Genomic DNA, 16834 nt, shown 5'->3' on the forward strand with positions numbered 1-16834 from the left:
CGGCAGTACATGTCAAGCAGCTGACAAAAACGACTTCCAGCCGCCGTTCGGACGCCGGCCGACGGGGAGCTGCTGAAGCTTGCGCAGCACCTCCGGGTCCTGGACGTCGAGCCAGTCGGTGAACTGCCGGAAGGACACCAGACGGACATCTCTGTTCTGCTCATTGGCAATGTGCTTGAGCGCGTCCTCGACGGCGTCCATATAGATGCCGCCATTCCACTGCTCGAAGTGGTTGCCGATGAAGAACGGCGCGCGATTGGTCTCGTAGGCCCGGCGGAATCCGGAAATGTATGCGTCGGTGGCCTGCTGCCGCCAGCCGGGGTAGTTCACCGGTGGCGCCTTCGTCGAGCGCTTCGACTGATTGGCGAGGATGTTGTAGTCCATCGAGAGCACCTCGAAAGAGTGCCCGGGGAACGGCATCAGCTGGAGCGGGAAGTCCCAGATGCCCATCTTTTTCTTCGGCCACATCTGGAGACCGCCGGACGAGCTGGCGTCATAGCGCCAGCCGAGCTGCTTGGCGATGGGCAGCAGATTTTCCTGGCCCAGCAGACAGGGGGTGCGGCTGCCGGTCAATTCCCGTTGATAATCGAACGGCAGTGCTTCGAGGTCGGTGAAGCCGGTATTCGTGCGCCACTTCGTGACGAAGTCCATCGCCTGGTCGATCTCGTACTGCCACTGCTCCGGCGTCCAGTGCTTGACCGAGGTCGGCGCGTCGCCGCAGAAGTGCCCGTTGAAGTGGGTGCCGATCTCGTGGCCGTCCAGCCAGGCCTCCCGCACGTACTTCAGCGTCTCCTTGATGTGGTCGTCACTGAGGTAGCCGATGGCGGAGGCACCCCGCCTGTTGTTCGGCGGGTCGTAGAGGTGCTTCTTGGATTCCGGCAGGAGATACAGCCCGGAGAGGAAGAACGTCATCGCCACGCCGTGGTCCTTGGCGAGCTTGAGAAAACGGGGGAAGAGGCCGTTGCCGACCTCTCCGGCCCCGTCCCAGGAAAAGACCACGAACTGCGGCGGGATCTGACCTGGCTCCAGCCGTTCGGGTGCCTTGGGCTGATGGGGCTGCGCGCCGGAATTCGCTGTCGAACCGTCACCGATGGGCTTCGAGCGCGCCTGGACCGAGTTCTTGACCCGCTGCTTGTCCGCCCCCGCATTGTCCGAGTCCGACGACGAGCAGCCGGCGACGCCCAGCGCCGCGGCTGCTCCCACACCCATCCCCAACAGGTGTCGCCGACTCATCACGCGCATACCCTCGACCCCATCCGTTCTCGCCGAACTCGTTATCCATATAAACGGACAACCGAGAAGAGGGCACGTCGAGCGTGGGGCTTCCGGCTAATCGCTCAGATATTCAATTGGCCCTGGCTTTGACTCTCCGCCAGGTGATGCAGCGTCAGGCCCCGAAAGCCTTGGCCTTTCCCTTGACGGGTTTGGCGCCCGCCAGAAGATGGGAGGGAACCAGGTCGCGCGCCGGCTCGCTGTACCCCACCGAAATGATCTTGTCGCCGTGGAACGTGAACGACGTCAGCGAGGCCAGCGTGCACTGCCGCTTCCGCGGGTCGTGCCACAGCCGGCGCCGCTCGGCGAAGCTGCGCACGATCCAGATCGGCAGCTGATGGCTGACCGCCACCGCCTCGTGCCCGCGCGCCGCGTCCCGCGCCGCCCCCAGCGCCGCCATCATCCGTACGACCTGCTCGATGTACGGCTCGCCCCACGACGGGCGGAACGGATTCGTCAGGTACTTCCAGTTCCCGGGCTTCTTCAGCGCGCCGTCACCGACCCCGAAGGTCTTCCCCTCGAAGACGTTGCCGGCCTCGATCAGCCGCTCGTCGGTGGCCAGCTCCAGGCCGTGCGCACCGGCGATCGGCTCCGCGGTCTCCTGCGCACGCTCCAGCGGCGAGGCGACGACGTGCGTGATGTCGCGCCCCGCGAGATGCTCCGCCACCCGGTCGGCCATCTTCCGCCCCAGGTCGGAGAGGTGGTAGCCGGGCCGGCGCCCGTAGAGGACGCCGTCGGGGTTGTGCACCTCGCCGTGCCGCATCAGATGCACGACGGTGATGTCTTCGCTGCTCATGTCACCCATTCATTCAGTCGTCGGCCGGCGCCCGTGCCTCAGGCGGTCGCTTCGGCCGCGGCCCGCGCGGCGGCCGGGAGTGCGGCGGCGATCCGCTCGACGGCCGCCGTGTCGTGCGCGGTCGAGACGAACCACGACTCGAAGGCGGACGGCGGGAGGTAGACGCCCTGCGACAGCATCGAGTGGAAGAAGGCGGTGAAGCGGAACGCGTCCTGCGCCTTGGCCCCGTCGTAGTCGGTGACCTCGGCGTCGGTGAAGAAGACCGTGAACATGTTCCCCGCGTTCTGCAGCCGGTGTGCCACGCCCTCTTTCGCCAGCGCCGCGGTGACCAGTCCGCGCAGCTCCGCCGAGACCGCGTCGACCTTCTCGTACGCGGCGTCGTCCAGCAGCCGCAGCTGCGCGACACCGGCGGCGGTGGCGATCGGGTTCCCGGACAGGGTCCCCGCCTGGTAGACGGGGCCGGCCGGGGCGAGATGCGCCATGACGTCGGCGCGGCCGCCGAAGGCCGCGGCCGGGAAGCCGCCGCCCATGACCTTGCCGAACGTCATGAGATCCGGACGTACCCCGTCAATTCCGTACCAACCGGCCTTGCTGACGCGGAAGCCCGTCATCACCTCGTCGGAGATGTAGAGCGCGCCGTTGCCGGCGCAGAGGTCCTTCAGGCCCTGGTTGAAGCCGGGCAGCGGCGGCACCACGCCCATGTTGCCCGGCGACGCCTCCGTGATCACGCAGGCGATCTCGCCAGGGTGCGCGGCGAACGCGGCCCGCACCGCCTCCAGATCGTTGTACGGCAGCACGATCGTGTCGCCGGCCTGGGCACCCGTCACGCCCGGCGTGTCGGGCAGACCGAAGGTCGCCACGCCCGAACCCGCGGCGGCCAGCAGCGCGTCCACGTGCCCGTGGTAGCAGCCCGCGAACTTGATCACCTTCGGCCGGCCGGTGAAGCCGCGCGCCAGCCGGATCGCCGACATCGTCGCCTCGGTCCCGCTGGAGACCAGCCGCACCTGCTCGACCGGCTCGACCCGGGCCACGATCTCCTCGGCCAGCTCGACCTCGCCGGCACCGGGCGTGCCGAAGGACGTCCCGCGGGCGACCGCGTCCTGGACCGCGGCGATCACTTCGGGGTGCGAGTGGCCGAGGATCATCGGCCCCCACGAGCACACGAGGTCGACGTACTCCCGGCCGTCGGCATCGGTGAGGTACGGACCGGCGCCGGACACCATGAACCGGGGCGTACCACCCACGGCGCGGAACGCCCGGACCGGAGAGTTGACGCCACCCGGCGTCACGGCGGACGCCCGGTCGAACAGCGACTGCGAAACAGGGGCTTCATACGGAAAAGACACGGTGATCCTGACCTGCATAAACGGCGGGAGGGCGGCGCGCGGACGCGGCCCGGCTGGCATCGGTACGGGATGTCCCTCGCGGTACGTGTGCACGGGCCGCTCGGTTCAACCTCGATCCTTTTTTGATTCCTCTCGCTTTCGACCGGGCGTCAGCCCCCACTCGTCTGCGAAACTGGGGCCGACGTACGAGTAAGTCACGCAAGCAATGGTCTCAGAGGCGCACGGGGGCGTGCGGCCGGGCGTTTCGCGCGCCGGTGACGGGGGAGGTCTCTGAGACGATGATCGGGTTGCGCGGCTGGGGCTGCGAGTGGTCGGGTGGAGATATGCATCGCGGTGGCGAACTGGGCGAGGGAACCAATGACCGGGGTCCCGAGCGCGCCCAGCGCGGCCGTCACCGGCGCGAGGAAACCACGGGCGGGGACATCAGGGGCGGCCGCATGGGGGTGACGTACAAGTACTTCGGCGCGCCCAATGGCGCGACCGCGGCCCGCGTCCCGATCTCCATGCGTCCCGAAGAGCTCGGCGGTGACGAACTCGGCATGGGCGGCATGTTCTCCAAGATCAAGCCGGAGACGATGGCCGCCATGGTCCTCACAGGTATAGAGGGCATACCGCTCCATAAGGTTCCGCCGCTGGAGCTTGTCGTCCTCCACCCCGACTACGCCGTCGTCAAGCTCCCCATGACCGTGGTCGACCCGCTGCGCGGGGTCGGCGAGGAGTCGGTCGGCGCGGCCGCCTTCATCTGGTCCACGGTCCCCGACCGCGGGGGCCCGCGCGACGCGTTCGCCGTCTACCAGCTCCTGCACGAGTGGCAGGACTTCAGCCACCGGCTGCACGAGGCCGGGCACCAGGCGTACTGCCTGGTGTGGCCGTAACGGTTCAGCGCGGACGCGGCGGGCCCGCGGCGCGGGAGGCACCGGGCCGCTTACTGGGCGGGGCGGGTCTCGCCGGTCACCTGGTGAGGCCCGGTCCATCGGTCACCAGGTGAGAGTCGGCCCGCCGGTCACCCGGTGAGGCGCGGCCCGCCGGTCACCATGTGGGACCTGGCCCGTCGGTCACCCGGTGAGGCCCGGCCCGTCGGTCACCATGTGGGGCGGGCCGAGACACCGCCGTCGACGACCAGATCGTGTCCGGTGATCCAGGACGCCATCGGCGAGGCCAGGAAGACACAGGCGTCGCCCACGTCCTGCGGCCGCCCCAACCGCCCGGCGGGCGCCGCCTCTTGCCAGCGGCGCACCCCCTCCGGCCAGTCCTCCGCCAGGCCGGGACGGGCGATCAGACCGGGCGAGACGCTGTTGACGCGGATGCCGTAGGGCCCGTACTCGAGCGCCGCCGACCGCGCATGCATCACCACCGCCGCCTTGGACGCGCAGTAGTGGGCGTGCCGTGGCGCCGGACGGTCCGCCTCGATCGAGGCGATGTGGGTGACCGAGCCCCCCGTCGGCCCGGAGGTCCCCCGGTCCGCCCGCATCACGGCCACCGCGGCCTGGGTACAGGCGAAGACGCTGTGCACTGTGGGATCCGCCACCGCCCGCCAGTCGGCGAGCGACATCGCCGCCAGCTCCTGCGTCGGCTGCACGCCCGCGTTGTTCACCAGCGCGGTGAGCCGCCCGCGCCAGCCGGCCGCCTCGTCCACCAGGCGGTGGCACTCCTTCTCGACGGCCAGATCGGCGCGCAGCGCCAGCGCGCTCCCGCCGTCCGCCTCGATCCGCTCGACCAGCGCCCGCGCCGCCCGCGCACCGGTGCGGTAGTGCACCACGACGGCGGCGCCCGCGGCGGCGAACCGCAGCGCGATCCCGCCGCCGAGGCCCCCGGAGGCGCCGGTGACGAGGGCGACCTGGCCGCGCAGATCGGGCAGCCCGGGGTCGCGGGGGCCGGAGGCGGCGTCGGAGGGGGTCTCGGAGGGGGTCTCGGAGGGGGTCTCGGTCATGGCCGGCTCAGCGCGGTGATCCGCGCCGCCTCCTGGGGAAAGCGCGCGGCCAATACGGCGGCGTCCCCGTGCTCGTAGTCCTCGACGGTGAATCCGGGCGCCATCGTGCATCCGAAGAGCGTCCAGGCACCGCCGTCGGCGACCTCGGCGGCCATCCACGTACCGGCCGGCACCGTGAACTGGACGTGCTGCCCGCCCAGGACGTCCGGCCCGAGCACGACCGTACGGGCGCCGCCGGCACTACTGCCGGCACTGCCTTCCGGGAGGAGGAACAGGGTGAGCGGATCGCCCTGGTAGAAGTGCCAGATCTCGTCGGTGGGGAGTCGGTGCAGTGCGGAGAAGTCGCCCGGCTCGGCGGTCAGCAGCATCACGATCGCCGAGCCCTCGGGCCGCCCGTCGGGGCGCTCGGGGCCCGCCCAGGTGCACCGGTAGCGCCCGCCCTCGCGGGGCAGCGGCGCCAGCCCGTAGAAATCGATCAGCGCCTCGGGGAGCCGGTCGCGGGACGTGTGCCGGTCGTCCATCTGCGGGCTGCCTCCCACTCGTCGCCGACTGCGGGTGAGGTTCCACTCTAGGTACGAACAGGGCGCCGCGCGGGCACAATCGGGCCATGTCCGATACCGCGTCCGACGCCCCGTCAGCAGCCGCCCCCGTCACGCCCTCCGGCACGGCCGCGCCCCTGGACGGCACCGCCGTCTGGGAGGCGGTCGACGGGCTCGTGCACTGGCTCGACCGGGAGAGCACCCTGCCGCCCGAACAGGAGCGGCTGCTGCGGCTGCTGAAGCTCACGGAGGAGGCCGGCGAGGTCGCGCAGGCCGTCATCGGGGCCACCGGCCAGAACCCGCGCAAGGGACACAGCCACACCTGGGACGAGGTGCACGGCGAGCTGTGCGATGTGATCCTCACGGCGATGGTGGCCCTGCGGACCCTGACGCCCGACGCCCGCGGGGTGTTCGACGGGCATCTGCGACGGGTCGCGGCGCGGCGGGCGTCGCAGCCGACCGGGGAACGGGGCGGTCCCGGCGCGCCGGCCTCCTGAGGCCCGTCAGCCGGCCGTCCACTGCGGATCGCGGCCCGTCTCGGCCAGCAGTACGTCGAGGTCACCGGCGCCGGGCGGGACGGGGAGCGGCTCGGCGAAGACGTTCATCTTCCGGGCCGTCGGTCCCATCTGCGCGACCAGCGCCCGCAGCTCGGCCACACAGCCGTCGGCCGGCACATACGGCTGCCCGGTCGCCCGCGCCACGTCCCAGGAGTGCACCGTCAGGTCCAGCAGCACCATCGCGCCGACGGTCCGCGCCGGCAGGTTCATCCCGCCGGTCAGCCCGTCCTCGGCGCCCGGCGCCGCCCATGCCTCGACCAGCCGCGCCGTTTCGGCCGCGAACCGGTCGAGCCACCGCGTCCCGTACTCGCCGAGCCGGTCGGGGGTACGGCTGAAGTCGGCGTCCTTCTTGGCGGCCAGCGTCTGGAAGGCGACGACCACGTGGAAGAGGTGGTTGAGCAGGGCCCGTACGTCGTACTCGGCGCAGGGCGTCGGCCGCGCCAGCTGGTCGTCGCGCACCGCGCGCAGGACGGGGAGCGCCGCCTCGGCCGCCGCGGCGAGCAGCACGCTGATCGGCGAAGACGGGTGGGCGGAGGGGGCCGTGCGGGGCGGTTCGGCGAGAGCCCGCGGGGCGGGGCGGGCGGATTCGCCGCGGTAGCCGCTGTAGGTGTCGTCCGGGATGTCCTGCATTCCGTTGGTGCCGTTCGTGCCGTTCATGCCGAGGACGCTACGGACGGCTGCCGGCGGCGGCTTGAAAAAACGCGACAGCTCCTTGCGGGCACGACGGGCCTAGGATCCAGAACATGGCCGCTCCACGGCGCGACACCCGGGGCATCGTCGACGCCCCCGGTCTCTTCACGCGGGTGCAGTTCCGCCGCCGCACCCCCGCCGCACCGCTGCGCCCCTACGTCGAGCACTACTGGCTGATCGACTGGGACCTGTCCGAGCCGTATGCCACCCATGTCGTCCCGCATCCGTGCGTGAACATCGTCTTCCAGCGGTACGCCGACCGCCCGGGATTCGGGGAGGTCGCGGGGGCCGGGCAGGAAGTGTTCGCCCAGCAGCTGGCGGGGCGCGGACGGGTGTGCGGGGTGCAGTTCCGGCCCGGCGGGTTCCGGCCGTTCACCCCGGAGCGGCCGGCCACCGACTGGACGGACCGCCGGCTGCCGCTGGCGACGGCCTTCGGGCACACCGACGCCGACGCCACCGCGGCCGCCGTACTGGAGCCGGACGACGAGGACGCCCGGGTCGCCGCGCTCGACGCCGTGCTGACCCCGCTCCTGCGGGCCGAGCCGCGGGTCCTCGACCAGGCCCGGCTCGCCATGCGGCTGGCCGACCGGATCCGTACCGACCGGACGATCCGCCGGGTCGCGGACTTCGCACGGTCCGAGGGCATGTCCCTGCGGGCCCTGCAGCGGCTGTTCGCCGGATACGTCGGGGTCAGCCCGAAGTGGGTGGTGCTGCGCTACCGGGTGCACGAGGCACTGGAGCGCGCCGCGTCCGATGCCGAGGTCGACTGGGCCGCGCTCGCCGCCGAGCTGGGCTACAGCGATCAGGCGCATCTGATCCGCGATGTCACCGCCACCGTCGGAGTCCCGCCGACGGCCTACGCGCGCTGAACCCTCCGGGCCCTCAGGGGTGTTCGGCCGTCAGATAGCGCTGGATGGTGGGCGCCAGCCAGGCGACGACCTCGTCGTGGGTGAGGCCGACGGCCGGCGGGACGTGCAGGACGTAGCGGCACAGCGCCATGCCGAGGATCTGCGAGGCGACCAGCGCGGCGCGGGTCGGCGCCTCCTCGGGGACCGGGCAGACCGCGGCGAGGACCGGCTCGATCTGCTCGGCGAACACGCCGCGCATCCGCTCCGCGCCGGCCTCGTTGGTGACGCCGACGCGCATCATCGCCGTCAGCGTCTCGTCGCACTCCCAGCGCTCCAGGAAGTGGCGTACGAGCCGGGCGGCGGCCTCGTCGCGCGGGACGTGGGTGAGGTCCGGTGCGTGCACCTCGATCTCGGAGGCGGCCGCGAAGAGGCCCGCCTTGTTGCCGTAGTAGCGCATCACCATCGACGGGTCGATGCCCGCGTCCCTGGCGATGGCGCGGATGGTGGCGCGCTCGTATCCGTCCGCGGCGAAGCGGTCCCGGGCGGCGGCCAGGATCGCGGCCCGGGTGGCGGCGGAACGGCGGGGACGGGCGGCGGCTGCCACCGCGTCGCCGGATGCCGGGCCCGCGGGAGCTCCGGGAGCACCGGGAGCACCAGGGTCGCCGGACAGTGCGGCTGCCAGCGCGTCTTCGGGCGCGGTGCCGGCGGCGGAGGGAGCGTGATCGACCATGCCCACAACTGTAGGCCAACGGCCGTTGACATTCCAGGCCGGACCGGCCTACGCTTGCCAACAAGCGTTGACCAACGTGCGTTGGCACGGATTTCCATCGCGCACAGCTCCCCACTCGCACAGTTGGTCACAGTCGCCACAGGGCACAGGAGGCGGAAGCCATGGATGCCAGGAACCCCAGGACCAGGGACAACGGCGCCCGGAACGACCCGGCGGGGGCGGCCCGCGACACAGACGTCCTCGTGGTGGGCGCCGGCCCGACCGGCCTGCTGCTCGCCGGAGACCTCGCCGAGGCGGGGCTGGGGGTCACCCTTCTGGAGCGCCGGCCCGGCGAGATCAGCAACCTCACCCGCGCCCTGGCGGTCCATGCCCGCACCCTGGAGCAGCTGGATGCCCGCGGCCTCGCCGACGAGCTGGTCGCCGGCGGCCATCCGCTCGCCTCCCTCCGCCTCTTCGGCGACGCATACATGGACGCGAGCCGGCTCCGCTCCCGCTTCCCCTTCGTGCTGATCACCCCGCAGTTCGAGGTCGAGCGGCTGCTGGAGCGGCGGGCCCGCGAGGCCGGTGTGACCTTCCGCTACGAATCCGAGGTGCTCGGCCTCGACCAGGACACCGAGGGCGTGACGGTGCGCTTCCGCACCCCCGAGGGCCTCGGCAGCCTGCGCGCCGCCTATGCCGTCGGTACCGACGGTGTCCGCAGCGCCGTCCGCGAGGCCGTCGGTCTGCCCTTCCCCGGCAAGTCCGTGATCCGCTCCCTGGTGCTCGCCGATGTCCGGCTGGCTCAGGAGCCCGATTCCCCCTTCACCGTCAATGCCACCGGGGAGGCCTTCGCGCTGATCGGCTCGTTCGGTGACGGCTGGCATCGCGTGATCGGCTGGAACCGCCGCCATCAGGCCGGCGACGACGCGCCCGTCGACCTCGACGAGGTCCGCGAGATCACCCGGCGCGCCCTCGGCAGCGACTACGGCATGCACGACGCCCGCTGGATCTCCCGCTTCCACAGCGACGAGCGCCAGGTCCCCGAGTACCGCGTCGGCCGGGTCTTCCTCGCCGGCGACGCCGCCCATGTGCACTCCCCCGCCGGCGGCCAGGGCATGAACACCGGCCTCCAGGACGCCGCCAACCTCAGCTGGAAGCTGGCCGCGGTGCTCCGGGGCCACGCCCCCGACAGCCTGCTCGACAGCTACCAGACCGAGCGCCATCCGGTGGGCAGGGCGGTGCTGCGCAGCAGCGGCGCCCTGGTCCGGCTCGCCCTGTTGCACTCCGCTCCCGGACGCCTCGCCCGCACCCTCGCCGCCCGGCTCCTCGCACGTCTGCGGCCGGTGTCCGGCCGCGCCATCCGCACGATCTCCGGCATCGGCATCGCCTACCCCGCCGGGCCCGGCGCCCACCGGCTCGCCGGCCACCGCGCCCCCGATGTCCGGCTGGCCGACGGCAGCCGCCTCTACGAGGTGCTCCGTCAGGGCAGGTTCGTGCTGATCACCCCCTCCGACGAGCCCGGCGGCGTCCGCCCCTCCGAGGACCGCACCGTGACCGTCCACTGGCACAGCACCCGCCGCACGGCCGTCCTGGTGCGCCCCGACGGCTATGTCGCCTGGGCCACCGACGCCACCGCCCCCGCCGAGCGCGCCCGCGCGCTACGCACCGCCCTGGTGCACTGGACCGGTGCCGGGCCCGGGGACGGCGGCCCCATAGCCACCGCCCTCACCCCGCAAGGACATGCCGCAGATAGGCCCGCGGGTCGCTGAGATAGCGCCGCCAGTGGTCGACCAGCCCCAGCTCCGCCCACTGCACCCGCCGCATCCCGTGCTCGCCGACCTCCACGATCTCGGCACCGGGCAGCGCGGTCAGCAGCGGGGAGTGGGTGGCGCAGATGATCTGTGCGCCACCGCTCCCCAACTCGCCCATCAGCCCTATCAGTTCCAGACAGGAGGAGAAGGACAGTGCCGCCTCCGGCTCGTCCAGCACATACAGGCCGCGCTGCGCAAACCGCTCGCGGAAGGCCAGCAGAAAGCCCTCCCCGTGGCTCATCTCGTCCGGCGACCGTGACAGCCGCTGCGCCCTCCGCTCGCCGTTCAGCGCTTCCAGCGCCGTCTCGGCCCGCAGGAAGAACCCCCGCCGGTGGGTCCGCGGCCCGCGGATCATCCCGCGCCCCTCCCGCGTCGGGTCGAACCGCATCAGCCCGCCGAGCAGCGACGCCTCCCGCGAGCTGGCGTATTTGTAGCCGGCCGAGCCGCCGTAGGAATCCAGCCCGAACCCCTCCGCCAGCGCCTCGGCCAGCGTCGACTTCCCCGAACCGTTCTCCCCGACCAGAAAGGTGACCGGAGCCCGGAATCTCAGCCCCTCCTCGGCCAGCTGGCGCACGCACGGCACCGTCCAGGGCCAGCCGTCCTCGGCCGTCCCCTCGCCCTCCGGAAGGTTCACGTAAGCCCGTTCGATCAACATGCCCTCGAAGCTCTCACACCCCACTGACACCGATCCGGGGCTGAGCGCATGCGATCCGCCGCCGAGCACCGGCAACCCGCCGCCGAGCACCTGTGCCCCGCGTCCGCGCACGTGCGATCCGCGGCTGAGCAGGCGCGATCCGGGGCTGAGCAGGTGCTTTTTCCGTACGCTGTGAGCCATGGTGATCGCACGTTCCGCCATCCTCTTCGTCGTCGCCGCCTTCTTCGAGATCGGCGGCGCCTGGCTGGTCTGGCAAGGCGTCCGCGAACACAAGGGCTGGGTCTGGATCGGCGCGGGGGTGATCGCGCTCGGGCTCTACGGCTTTGTCGCCACCCTCCAGACGGACGCCGATTTCGGGCGCATCCTCGCCGCGTACGGCGGCATCTTCGTCGCGGGCTCGCTGGCGTGGGGCATGGTCGCCGACGGCTACCGCCCCGACCGCTGGGACGTCCTCGGAGCGCTGATCTGCCTGGCCGGAATGGCCGTACTCATGTACGCCCCCAGGGGCCGCTGACCACCCCCGCATATGCTGGCCGGGCACCCCCGAGCTCATGAGGAGCAGGGGACCCCACCGCCCCGAGGAGAGTGCCATGACCGCCGAGGCCCGTACCGCCGTCGTCACCGGAGCGAGCAGCGGCATCGGCGCGGCCACCGCGCGAGCGCTGGCCGCGGCCGGCTATCACGTGGTGCTCACCGCCCGCCGCAAGGACCGCATCGAGGCGCTCGCCGCCGAGTTGCCGCACGCCGAGGCCTACGCCCTCGACGTCACCGACCGCGCCGCCGTCGACGCCTTCGCGGCCGCTCTCGACCGCTACCCCTCCCTCGACGTCCTGGTCAACAACGCCGGCGGGGCCCTCGGCTCGGAGCCGGTCGCCACCGGTGACCCCGCCGACTGGCGCGCCATGTACGAGGTCAATGTGCTGGGCGTGCTCCACATGACCCAGGCGCTGCTGCCCTCGCTCACCGCCTCCGGCGACGGCACCGTCGTCGTGCTGTCCTCCACCGCGGGCCACGGCACCTACGAGGGCGGCGGCGGCTATGTCGCGGCCAAGCACGGCGCGCACGTCATCGCCGAGACCCTCCGCCTGGAGCTGTGCGGCGAACCCGTGCGCGTCATCGAGGTGGCCCCCGGCATGGTCCGGACCGACGAGTTCGCCACCACCCGCTTCCGCGGCGACACCGCCAAGGCCGCCAAGGTCTACGAGGGCGTCGACCAGCCGCTCACCGCCGAGGACGTCGCCGACACCGTCGCCTGGGCGATCACCCGCCCCGCCCACGTCAACATCGACCTCCTGGTGGTCCGCCCCCGCGCCCAGGCCTCCAACACCAAGGTGCACCGCACCACCTGAGCCCGGGCGCCGACCTGACGCCCCGACGGCCCGGCACAGTAAGCAACGGCCCGGCGGCACATGAAGAACGGCGCGGCGCACCCGCCGCCGCGCCGTCCCTCCCTCACTCAGCCCTTCACACACACCACCTGCTTGAGATGGGCGACCACCTCGACCAGGTCCCGCTGCTGCTCCATGACCTTCTCGATCGGCTTGTAGGCGCCGGGGATCTCATCGATCACCCCGGAGTCCTTACGGCACTCCACGCCCCGCGTCTGCTCCATCAGATCCCGCGTGGAGAACCGCTTCTTCGCGGCGTTCCGGCTCATCTTGCGGCCGGCGCCGTGGGAGGCGGACTGGAAGCTCGCGGCGTTCCCCAGGCCCTTGACGATGTACGAGCCGGTGCCCATCGAGCCCGGGATGATGCCGAACTCGCCGCTGCCCGCCCGGATCGCGCCCTTACGGGTCACCAGCAGGTCCATGCCCTCGTAGCGCTCCTCCGCCACATAGTTGTGGTGGCAGGAGATCACCGGCTCGAACACCGGCCTGGCCTTCTTGAACTCCTTGCGGACCACGTCCTGGAACAGCGCCATCATCACGGCCCGGTTGTACTTGGCGTACTCCTGCGCCCAGAACAGGTCGTTGCGGTACGCCGCCATCTGCGGGGTGTCCGCGATGAAGACGGCGAGATCGCGGTCGACCAGGCCCTGGTTGTGCGGCAGCTTCTGCGCCTGCCCCATGTGGAACTCGGCGAGCTCCTTGCCGATGTTCCGGGAGCCGGAGTGCAGCATCAGCCACACCGCACCGTCGTCGTCGAGGCAGAACTCGATGAAGTGGTTGCCGCTCCCGAGCGACCCCATCTGCTTGGTCGCCCGCTCCTGCCGGAACCTGACCGCCTCGGCGACGCCCCCGAACCGCGCCCAGAAGTCCTCCCACCCCGCCGTCGGGAAGCCGTGCAGCCGCCCGAGGTCGACCGGGGCGTCATGCATCCCGCGACCCACCGGAATGGCCTGCTCGATCTTCGAGCGGAACCGGGACAGATCGCCGGGCAGGTCATTGGCGGTGAGCGAGGTCTTCACCGCGCTCATGCCGCAGCCGATGTCGACACCGACCGCCGCCGGGCAGACCGCGCCGCGCATGGCGATCACCGAACCGACCGTCGCGCCCTTGCCGTAGTGCACATCCGGCATCACGGCCAGGCCCTTGATCCACGGCAGGGTGGCGACATTGCGCAGCTGCTGCATGGCTACGTCCTCGACCCCGGCCGGGTCCGTCCACATCCGGATCGGAACCTGGGCACCAGGTACCTCGACGTAGGACATAACTTCCTCATTCCCCCGAATTTATGAAAAACGCAAAAGCCGGACAACTTATCCGATCTTGGACTGCAAACCGGCGTGGGCGGCAAGACGTGCGATAGACATTGTGTCCATCGGCCGCCGATCGGCGGCAACCAGATTTCCCAGGGGAAGGAGCCGCGAGCGATGCCACGTAAGTCGTTCGTACCCGGTGCCGCACTGGTCGCGGCCGCGGCCCTGGCCGTCGGCCTCGCCAGCTGCACCGACGGCTCCGGCCCGGACGGCAGCGGCGCCGACGCCAAGGACGGGGGCGCCGCCAGCTCGAACCCCGCCGCCGAACCGGGCCGCTACCAGACCCTCCCCGAGGCCTGCGGACTCCCCTCGCGCAGCGCCATCCGCGGCATGCTGCCCGGCGACGGCCAGCCGCTGTCGAGCGCCGAGGCCGACAAGGTCTACGGCGGCCAGGCCGACATCACCTATGACACCGACCGCCGCGTCGGCTGCCGCTGGACCCGCGAGTCCACCGCCGGCACCCGCCACATCGGCCTCGACATCCAGCGCGTGGTGTCGTATGACGGCGCCGTCAGTGATGACGACAAGGCGCAGGGGATCTACGAGGACAAGGAGCTGGCCGCGAAGATTCCGTCCGGCGCCGGCTCCCCGCCACCCGCCGCGTCGTCCCCGTCCGCCCCGAAGGACGAGGACTCCTCCCCTAAGGGCAAGGACAAGGGCACCGGACCCGTCCCGAACGGCGCCTCGGACCCGAAGGGGAAGGCGCCGTCCGGCAGCCCCTCGCCGACGTCCGACCCGAGCACGGAGCCGAGCGGCTCGACCGCCCCCCGCGTCCTGGACGGCCTCGCGGACGCGGCCTTCCTCAACGACAAATTGGTCACAGCGGACTCCGGAGTACACCGGGACGTCACTGTGGTCTTTCGCACGTCGAATGTCATCGTGACGCTCACGTACGACCAGTGGTCCACGGACAAGACGATGTTGCCCGAAAGCCAGGAACTGCAGGACAAGGCCCGTTCCCTGGCCGGCGATCTCGCCGACAGCCTCAGCGAATAGTCCGAATCGCACACCTTGACCGACTCGCCACGCAAGGTGAAGAAGCGCCCGTTTTGGGCTGCGCTCTCATCCACAGGATTCGGTCACCCACCCCGTCGCGCCGCGTACCGTGCCGTCTAGCACTGCCCGTAGACGGGACGGGCGGCCCCACGGCCGGTCACGCCGACCCGACGACGAACAGCGAAGGAACCATGCACCGTTCAGCCAAGCGACTCGCCAGCCTTCTCACCTGCGCAGCAGTTCCGGTGCTGCTCGTCGCCGGCTGCTCCGGCTCGGACAGCGACAGCTCCGGTGACGCCTCCGCCTCCGCTCCCTCCAGCAGCTCCGGCAAGGCCTCCACGCCGTCCGTCGCGCCCGCGAAGTACAAGAACCTCCCGAACCCGTGCCAGGCGTTCTCCAAGGGCACCATCAAGAAGATGCTGCCCAAGGTGAAGGACGCCTCCGGGAACCGGGGCACCTCCTCGGACAACTCCACCCACGGCACCTGCTCGTGGACCAGCTCCGACGAGAACGGTGTCGACGGCACCCAGTTCCGCTGGCTGGACATCGGCTACCAGCGCTATGACTCCGACCCCGGCGTCGGCTCCGGCGAGCAGCGCGCCACGGACTTCTACACCAAGCAGGTCAGCGAGGCGAAGGACACCAAGGGCGCCAAGAAGCTGTCGGCCGTCAAGACCTCCGGCACCGGCGACGAGGCGACCGCGATCACCTACGACGTGAAGAAGGAGGGCAACGACTTCAAGAACACCACGGTCGTCGCCCGCGACTCCAACATCGTCGTCACGATCAACTTCAACGGTGCCGGCCTGGCCGGCGCGGACGCCCCCAAGGGCGCCGATCTGCTCAAGCAGGTCCAGGCCGCCGCCAAGGAAGCCGTCGCTGCCGCCACCAAGCCCAAGGGCTGATCGCACCGGGGCCGCCCGAACCCTCTACCGGCCCGGAATCGAGGGTGTGCCACGCTAGGCGCGCCATTTCGCCGAGCCGGGGAGGGACCGCGGGTGTCCGCGACGCAGACGGCGCAGTTGACTCGTACCCACCGCATCCTGATCGGTGTGGTCATCGCCGGGGCTGCCCTGATCGCGGCCATCGGGTTCACCGGCTCGTACGCGGCGGTGCGCGCGCTGGCCGAGAAGAAGGGCTTCGGCGGCTTCTCGGTCGTCTTCCCGATCGGGATCGACGCCGGGATCGTGGTGCTGCTGGCGCTGGACCTGCTGCTCACCTGGATCCGGATCCCGTTCCCGCTGCTGCGCCAGACGGCCTGGCTGCTGACCGCGGCCACCATCGCCTTCAACGGGGCGGCGGCCTGGCCGGACGCGCTCGGCGTCGGGATGCACGCGGTCATCCCGCTGCTGTTCGTGGTGGCCGTGGAGGCCGCCCGGCACGCGATCGGCCGGATCGCCGACATCACGGCCGACAAGCACATGGAGGGCGTCCGGCTCACCCGCTGGCTGCTCGCCTTCCCCTCCACCTTCCGGCTGTGGCGCCGGATGAAGCTGTGGGAACTGCGCTCCTACGACGAGGTCATCCAGCTCGAACAGGACCGCCTCGTCTACCAGGCCCGGCTGCGCGCCCGCTACGGACGCGCCTGGCGCCGCCGCGCCCCCGTCGATGCGCTGATGCCGCTGCGGCTGGCCCGGTACGGCGTACCCCTGGCGAAGACCGCACCGGCCGGGCTCGCCGCGGCGGGCATCGAGGTGCCGACCGCCCCGGCCCCGCTGCCGTCCGGCACGCCGTACGCCACCGGTGCCCCGGACGCCACCGGCGCGCCACAACCAGCCCTCGCTCAGCGGACGGCCGAGTCACCGTCGGGCGCCGCGACACCCGTACGGGACACAGCGCCCGTAGGGGACGCAGCACCCGTACGGGACGCAGCACCCGTACGGGACACGGCCCCCCTACGGAAATCCTCCCCCGACCCCGCAGGTGACGCCCCCGTCGCTCCCGTCTCCGATACGGCTCCCGTCTCCGACACTGCCCCAGCCCACGC

18 protein-coding genes are annotated in these 16834 nt (G+C 71.4%); 9 read left to right on the forward strand and 9 right to left on the reverse strand.

The window, feature by feature from the left end:
- Positions 1 to 12: 12 nt before the first annotated feature.
- From EST54_RS23405 to hemL, 3 genes are all read right to left on the reverse strand, one after another.
- Complete coding sequence (locus EST54_RS23405) at positions 13 to 1242, reverse strand: polysaccharide deacetylase family protein (protein ID WP_129249694.1); 1230 nt, start codon at positions 1240 to 1242, stop codon at positions 13 to 15.
- Between the two features lie 145 nt (positions 1243 to 1387).
- Complete coding sequence (locus EST54_RS23410; RefSeq protein WP_093483889.1) at positions 1388 to 2068, reverse strand: histidine phosphatase family protein; 681 nt, start codon at positions 2066 to 2068, stop codon at positions 1388 to 1390.
- 38 nt (positions 2069 to 2106) lie between these two features.
- Complete coding sequence (gene hemL / locus EST54_RS23415) at positions 2107 to 3432, reverse strand: glutamate-1-semialdehyde 2,1-aminomutase (RefSeq protein WP_129249695.1); 1326 nt, start codon at positions 3430 to 3432, stop codon at positions 2107 to 2109.
- A 305-nt stretch (positions 3433 to 3737) separates the two neighbouring features.
- Here hemL and EST54_RS23420 point away from each other — a divergent pair, with 305 nt between their 5' ends.
- Positions 3738 to 4289, forward strand: coding sequence for a hypothetical protein (locus EST54_RS23420; protein WP_129249696.1), 552 nt, complete (start codon positions 3738 to 3740; stop codon positions 4287 to 4289).
- A gap of 206 nt (positions 4290 to 4495) precedes the next feature.
- Here the strand turns inward: EST54_RS23420 and EST54_RS23425 are convergent, their stop codons facing one another.
- Positions 4496 to 5344 carry an SDR family NAD(P)-dependent oxidoreductase gene (locus EST54_RS23425; RefSeq protein WP_129249697.1) on the reverse strand — a complete coding sequence of 283 codons (849 nt, stop codon included), beginning with the start codon at positions 5342 to 5344 and terminating at the stop codon, positions 4496 to 4498.
- Positions 5341 to 5865 carry a cupin domain-containing protein gene (locus EST54_RS23430; protein WP_129249698.1) on the reverse strand — a complete coding sequence of 175 codons (525 nt, stop codon included), beginning with the start codon at positions 5863 to 5865 and terminating at the stop codon, positions 5341 to 5343. The genes EST54_RS23425 and EST54_RS23430 overlap by 4 nt, the downstream gene beginning before the upstream one ends.
- Positions 5866 to 5951: 86 nt before the next feature.
- Here EST54_RS23430 and EST54_RS23435 point away from each other — a divergent pair, with 86 nt between their 5' ends.
- Entirely contained in the window at positions 5952 to 6380 is a 429-nt protein-coding gene (locus EST54_RS23435) for a MazG-like family protein (protein ID WP_129249699.1), read from the forward strand.
- A gap of 6 nt (positions 6381 to 6386) precedes the next feature.
- Here EST54_RS23435 and EST54_RS23440 read toward each other — a convergent pair whose 3' ends face one another.
- Entirely contained in the window at positions 6387 to 7097 is a 711-nt protein-coding gene (locus tag EST54_RS23440; RefSeq protein ID WP_239013208.1) for a TIGR03086 family metal-binding protein, read from the reverse strand.
- 86 nt (positions 7098 to 7183) lie between these two features.
- On the opposite strand from EST54_RS23440, the gene EST54_RS23445 reads away from it, so the two are divergent.
- Positions 7184 to 7999 (forward strand): helix-turn-helix domain-containing protein, encoded by an 816-nt coding sequence (locus EST54_RS23445; protein ID WP_129249700.1) that lies wholly within the window; start codon positions 7184 to 7186, stop codon positions 7997 to 7999.
- A gap of 13 nt (positions 8000 to 8012) precedes the next feature.
- Here the strand turns inward: EST54_RS23445 and EST54_RS23450 are convergent, their stop codons facing one another.
- On the reverse strand, positions 8013 to 8708 hold the full coding sequence (locus EST54_RS23450) for a TetR/AcrR family transcriptional regulator (protein WP_174857501.1): 696 nt from the start codon (positions 8706 to 8708) through the stop codon (positions 8013 to 8015).
- A gap of 161 nt (positions 8709 to 8869) precedes the next feature.
- Between EST54_RS23450 and EST54_RS23455 the strand changes: the two genes are divergently transcribed.
- Positions 8870 to 10456, forward strand: coding sequence for an FAD-dependent monooxygenase (locus EST54_RS23455; protein WP_129249701.1), 1587 nt, complete (start codon positions 8870 to 8872; stop codon positions 10454 to 10456).
- On the opposite strand, the gene EST54_RS23460 is transcribed toward EST54_RS23455, so the two are convergent.
- Complete coding sequence (locus EST54_RS23460) at positions 10413 to 11153, reverse strand: AAA family ATPase (RefSeq protein WP_129249702.1); 741 nt, start codon at positions 11151 to 11153, stop codon at positions 10413 to 10415. The two genes, EST54_RS23455 and EST54_RS23460, sit on opposite strands and share 44 nt — an antisense overlap.
- Before the next feature lie 178 nt (positions 11154 to 11331).
- Between EST54_RS23460 and EST54_RS23465 the strand changes: the two genes are divergently transcribed.
- Entirely contained in the window at positions 11332 to 11667 is a 336-nt protein-coding gene (locus tag EST54_RS23465; protein WP_040898959.1) for a YnfA family protein, read from the forward strand.
- 76 nt (positions 11668 to 11743) lie between these two features.
- A complete protein-coding gene (locus EST54_RS23470; protein WP_129249703.1) occupies positions 11744 to 12502 on the forward strand; it encodes an SDR family NAD(P)-dependent oxidoreductase in 759 nt (252 codons plus the stop codon).
- A 107-nt stretch (positions 12503 to 12609) separates the two neighbouring features.
- Here the strand turns inward: EST54_RS23470 and EST54_RS23475 are convergent, their stop codons facing one another.
- Entirely contained in the window at positions 12610 to 13803 is a 1194-nt protein-coding gene (locus EST54_RS23475; protein ID WP_129249704.1) for an RtcB family protein, read from the reverse strand.
- A 162-nt stretch (positions 13804 to 13965) separates the two neighbouring features.
- On the opposite strand from EST54_RS23475, the gene EST54_RS23480 reads away from it, so the two are divergent.
- The 3 genes from EST54_RS23480 to EST54_RS23490 all read left to right on the forward strand — a co-directional run.
- Positions 13966 to 14847 carry a hypothetical protein gene (locus tag EST54_RS23480; RefSeq protein ID WP_129249705.1) on the forward strand — a complete coding sequence of 294 codons (882 nt, stop codon included), beginning with the start codon at positions 13966 to 13968 and terminating at the stop codon, positions 14845 to 14847.
- A 191-nt stretch (positions 14848 to 15038) separates the two neighbouring features.
- Positions 15039 to 15752, forward strand: coding sequence for a DUF3558 domain-containing protein (locus EST54_RS23485; protein WP_129249706.1), 714 nt, complete (start codon positions 15039 to 15041; stop codon positions 15750 to 15752).
- 93 nt (positions 15753 to 15845) lie between these two features.
- Positions 15846 to 16834: DUF2637 domain-containing protein (locus EST54_RS23490; protein ID WP_244942598.1), on the forward strand; the 989-nt coding region annotated here is incomplete at its 3' end.

The sequence above is a fragment of the Streptomyces sioyaensis genome, from assembly GCF_004122735.1.
Taxonomy (GTDB): domain Bacteria; phylum Actinomycetota; class Actinomycetes; order Streptomycetales; family Streptomycetaceae; genus Streptomyces; species Streptomyces sioyaensis.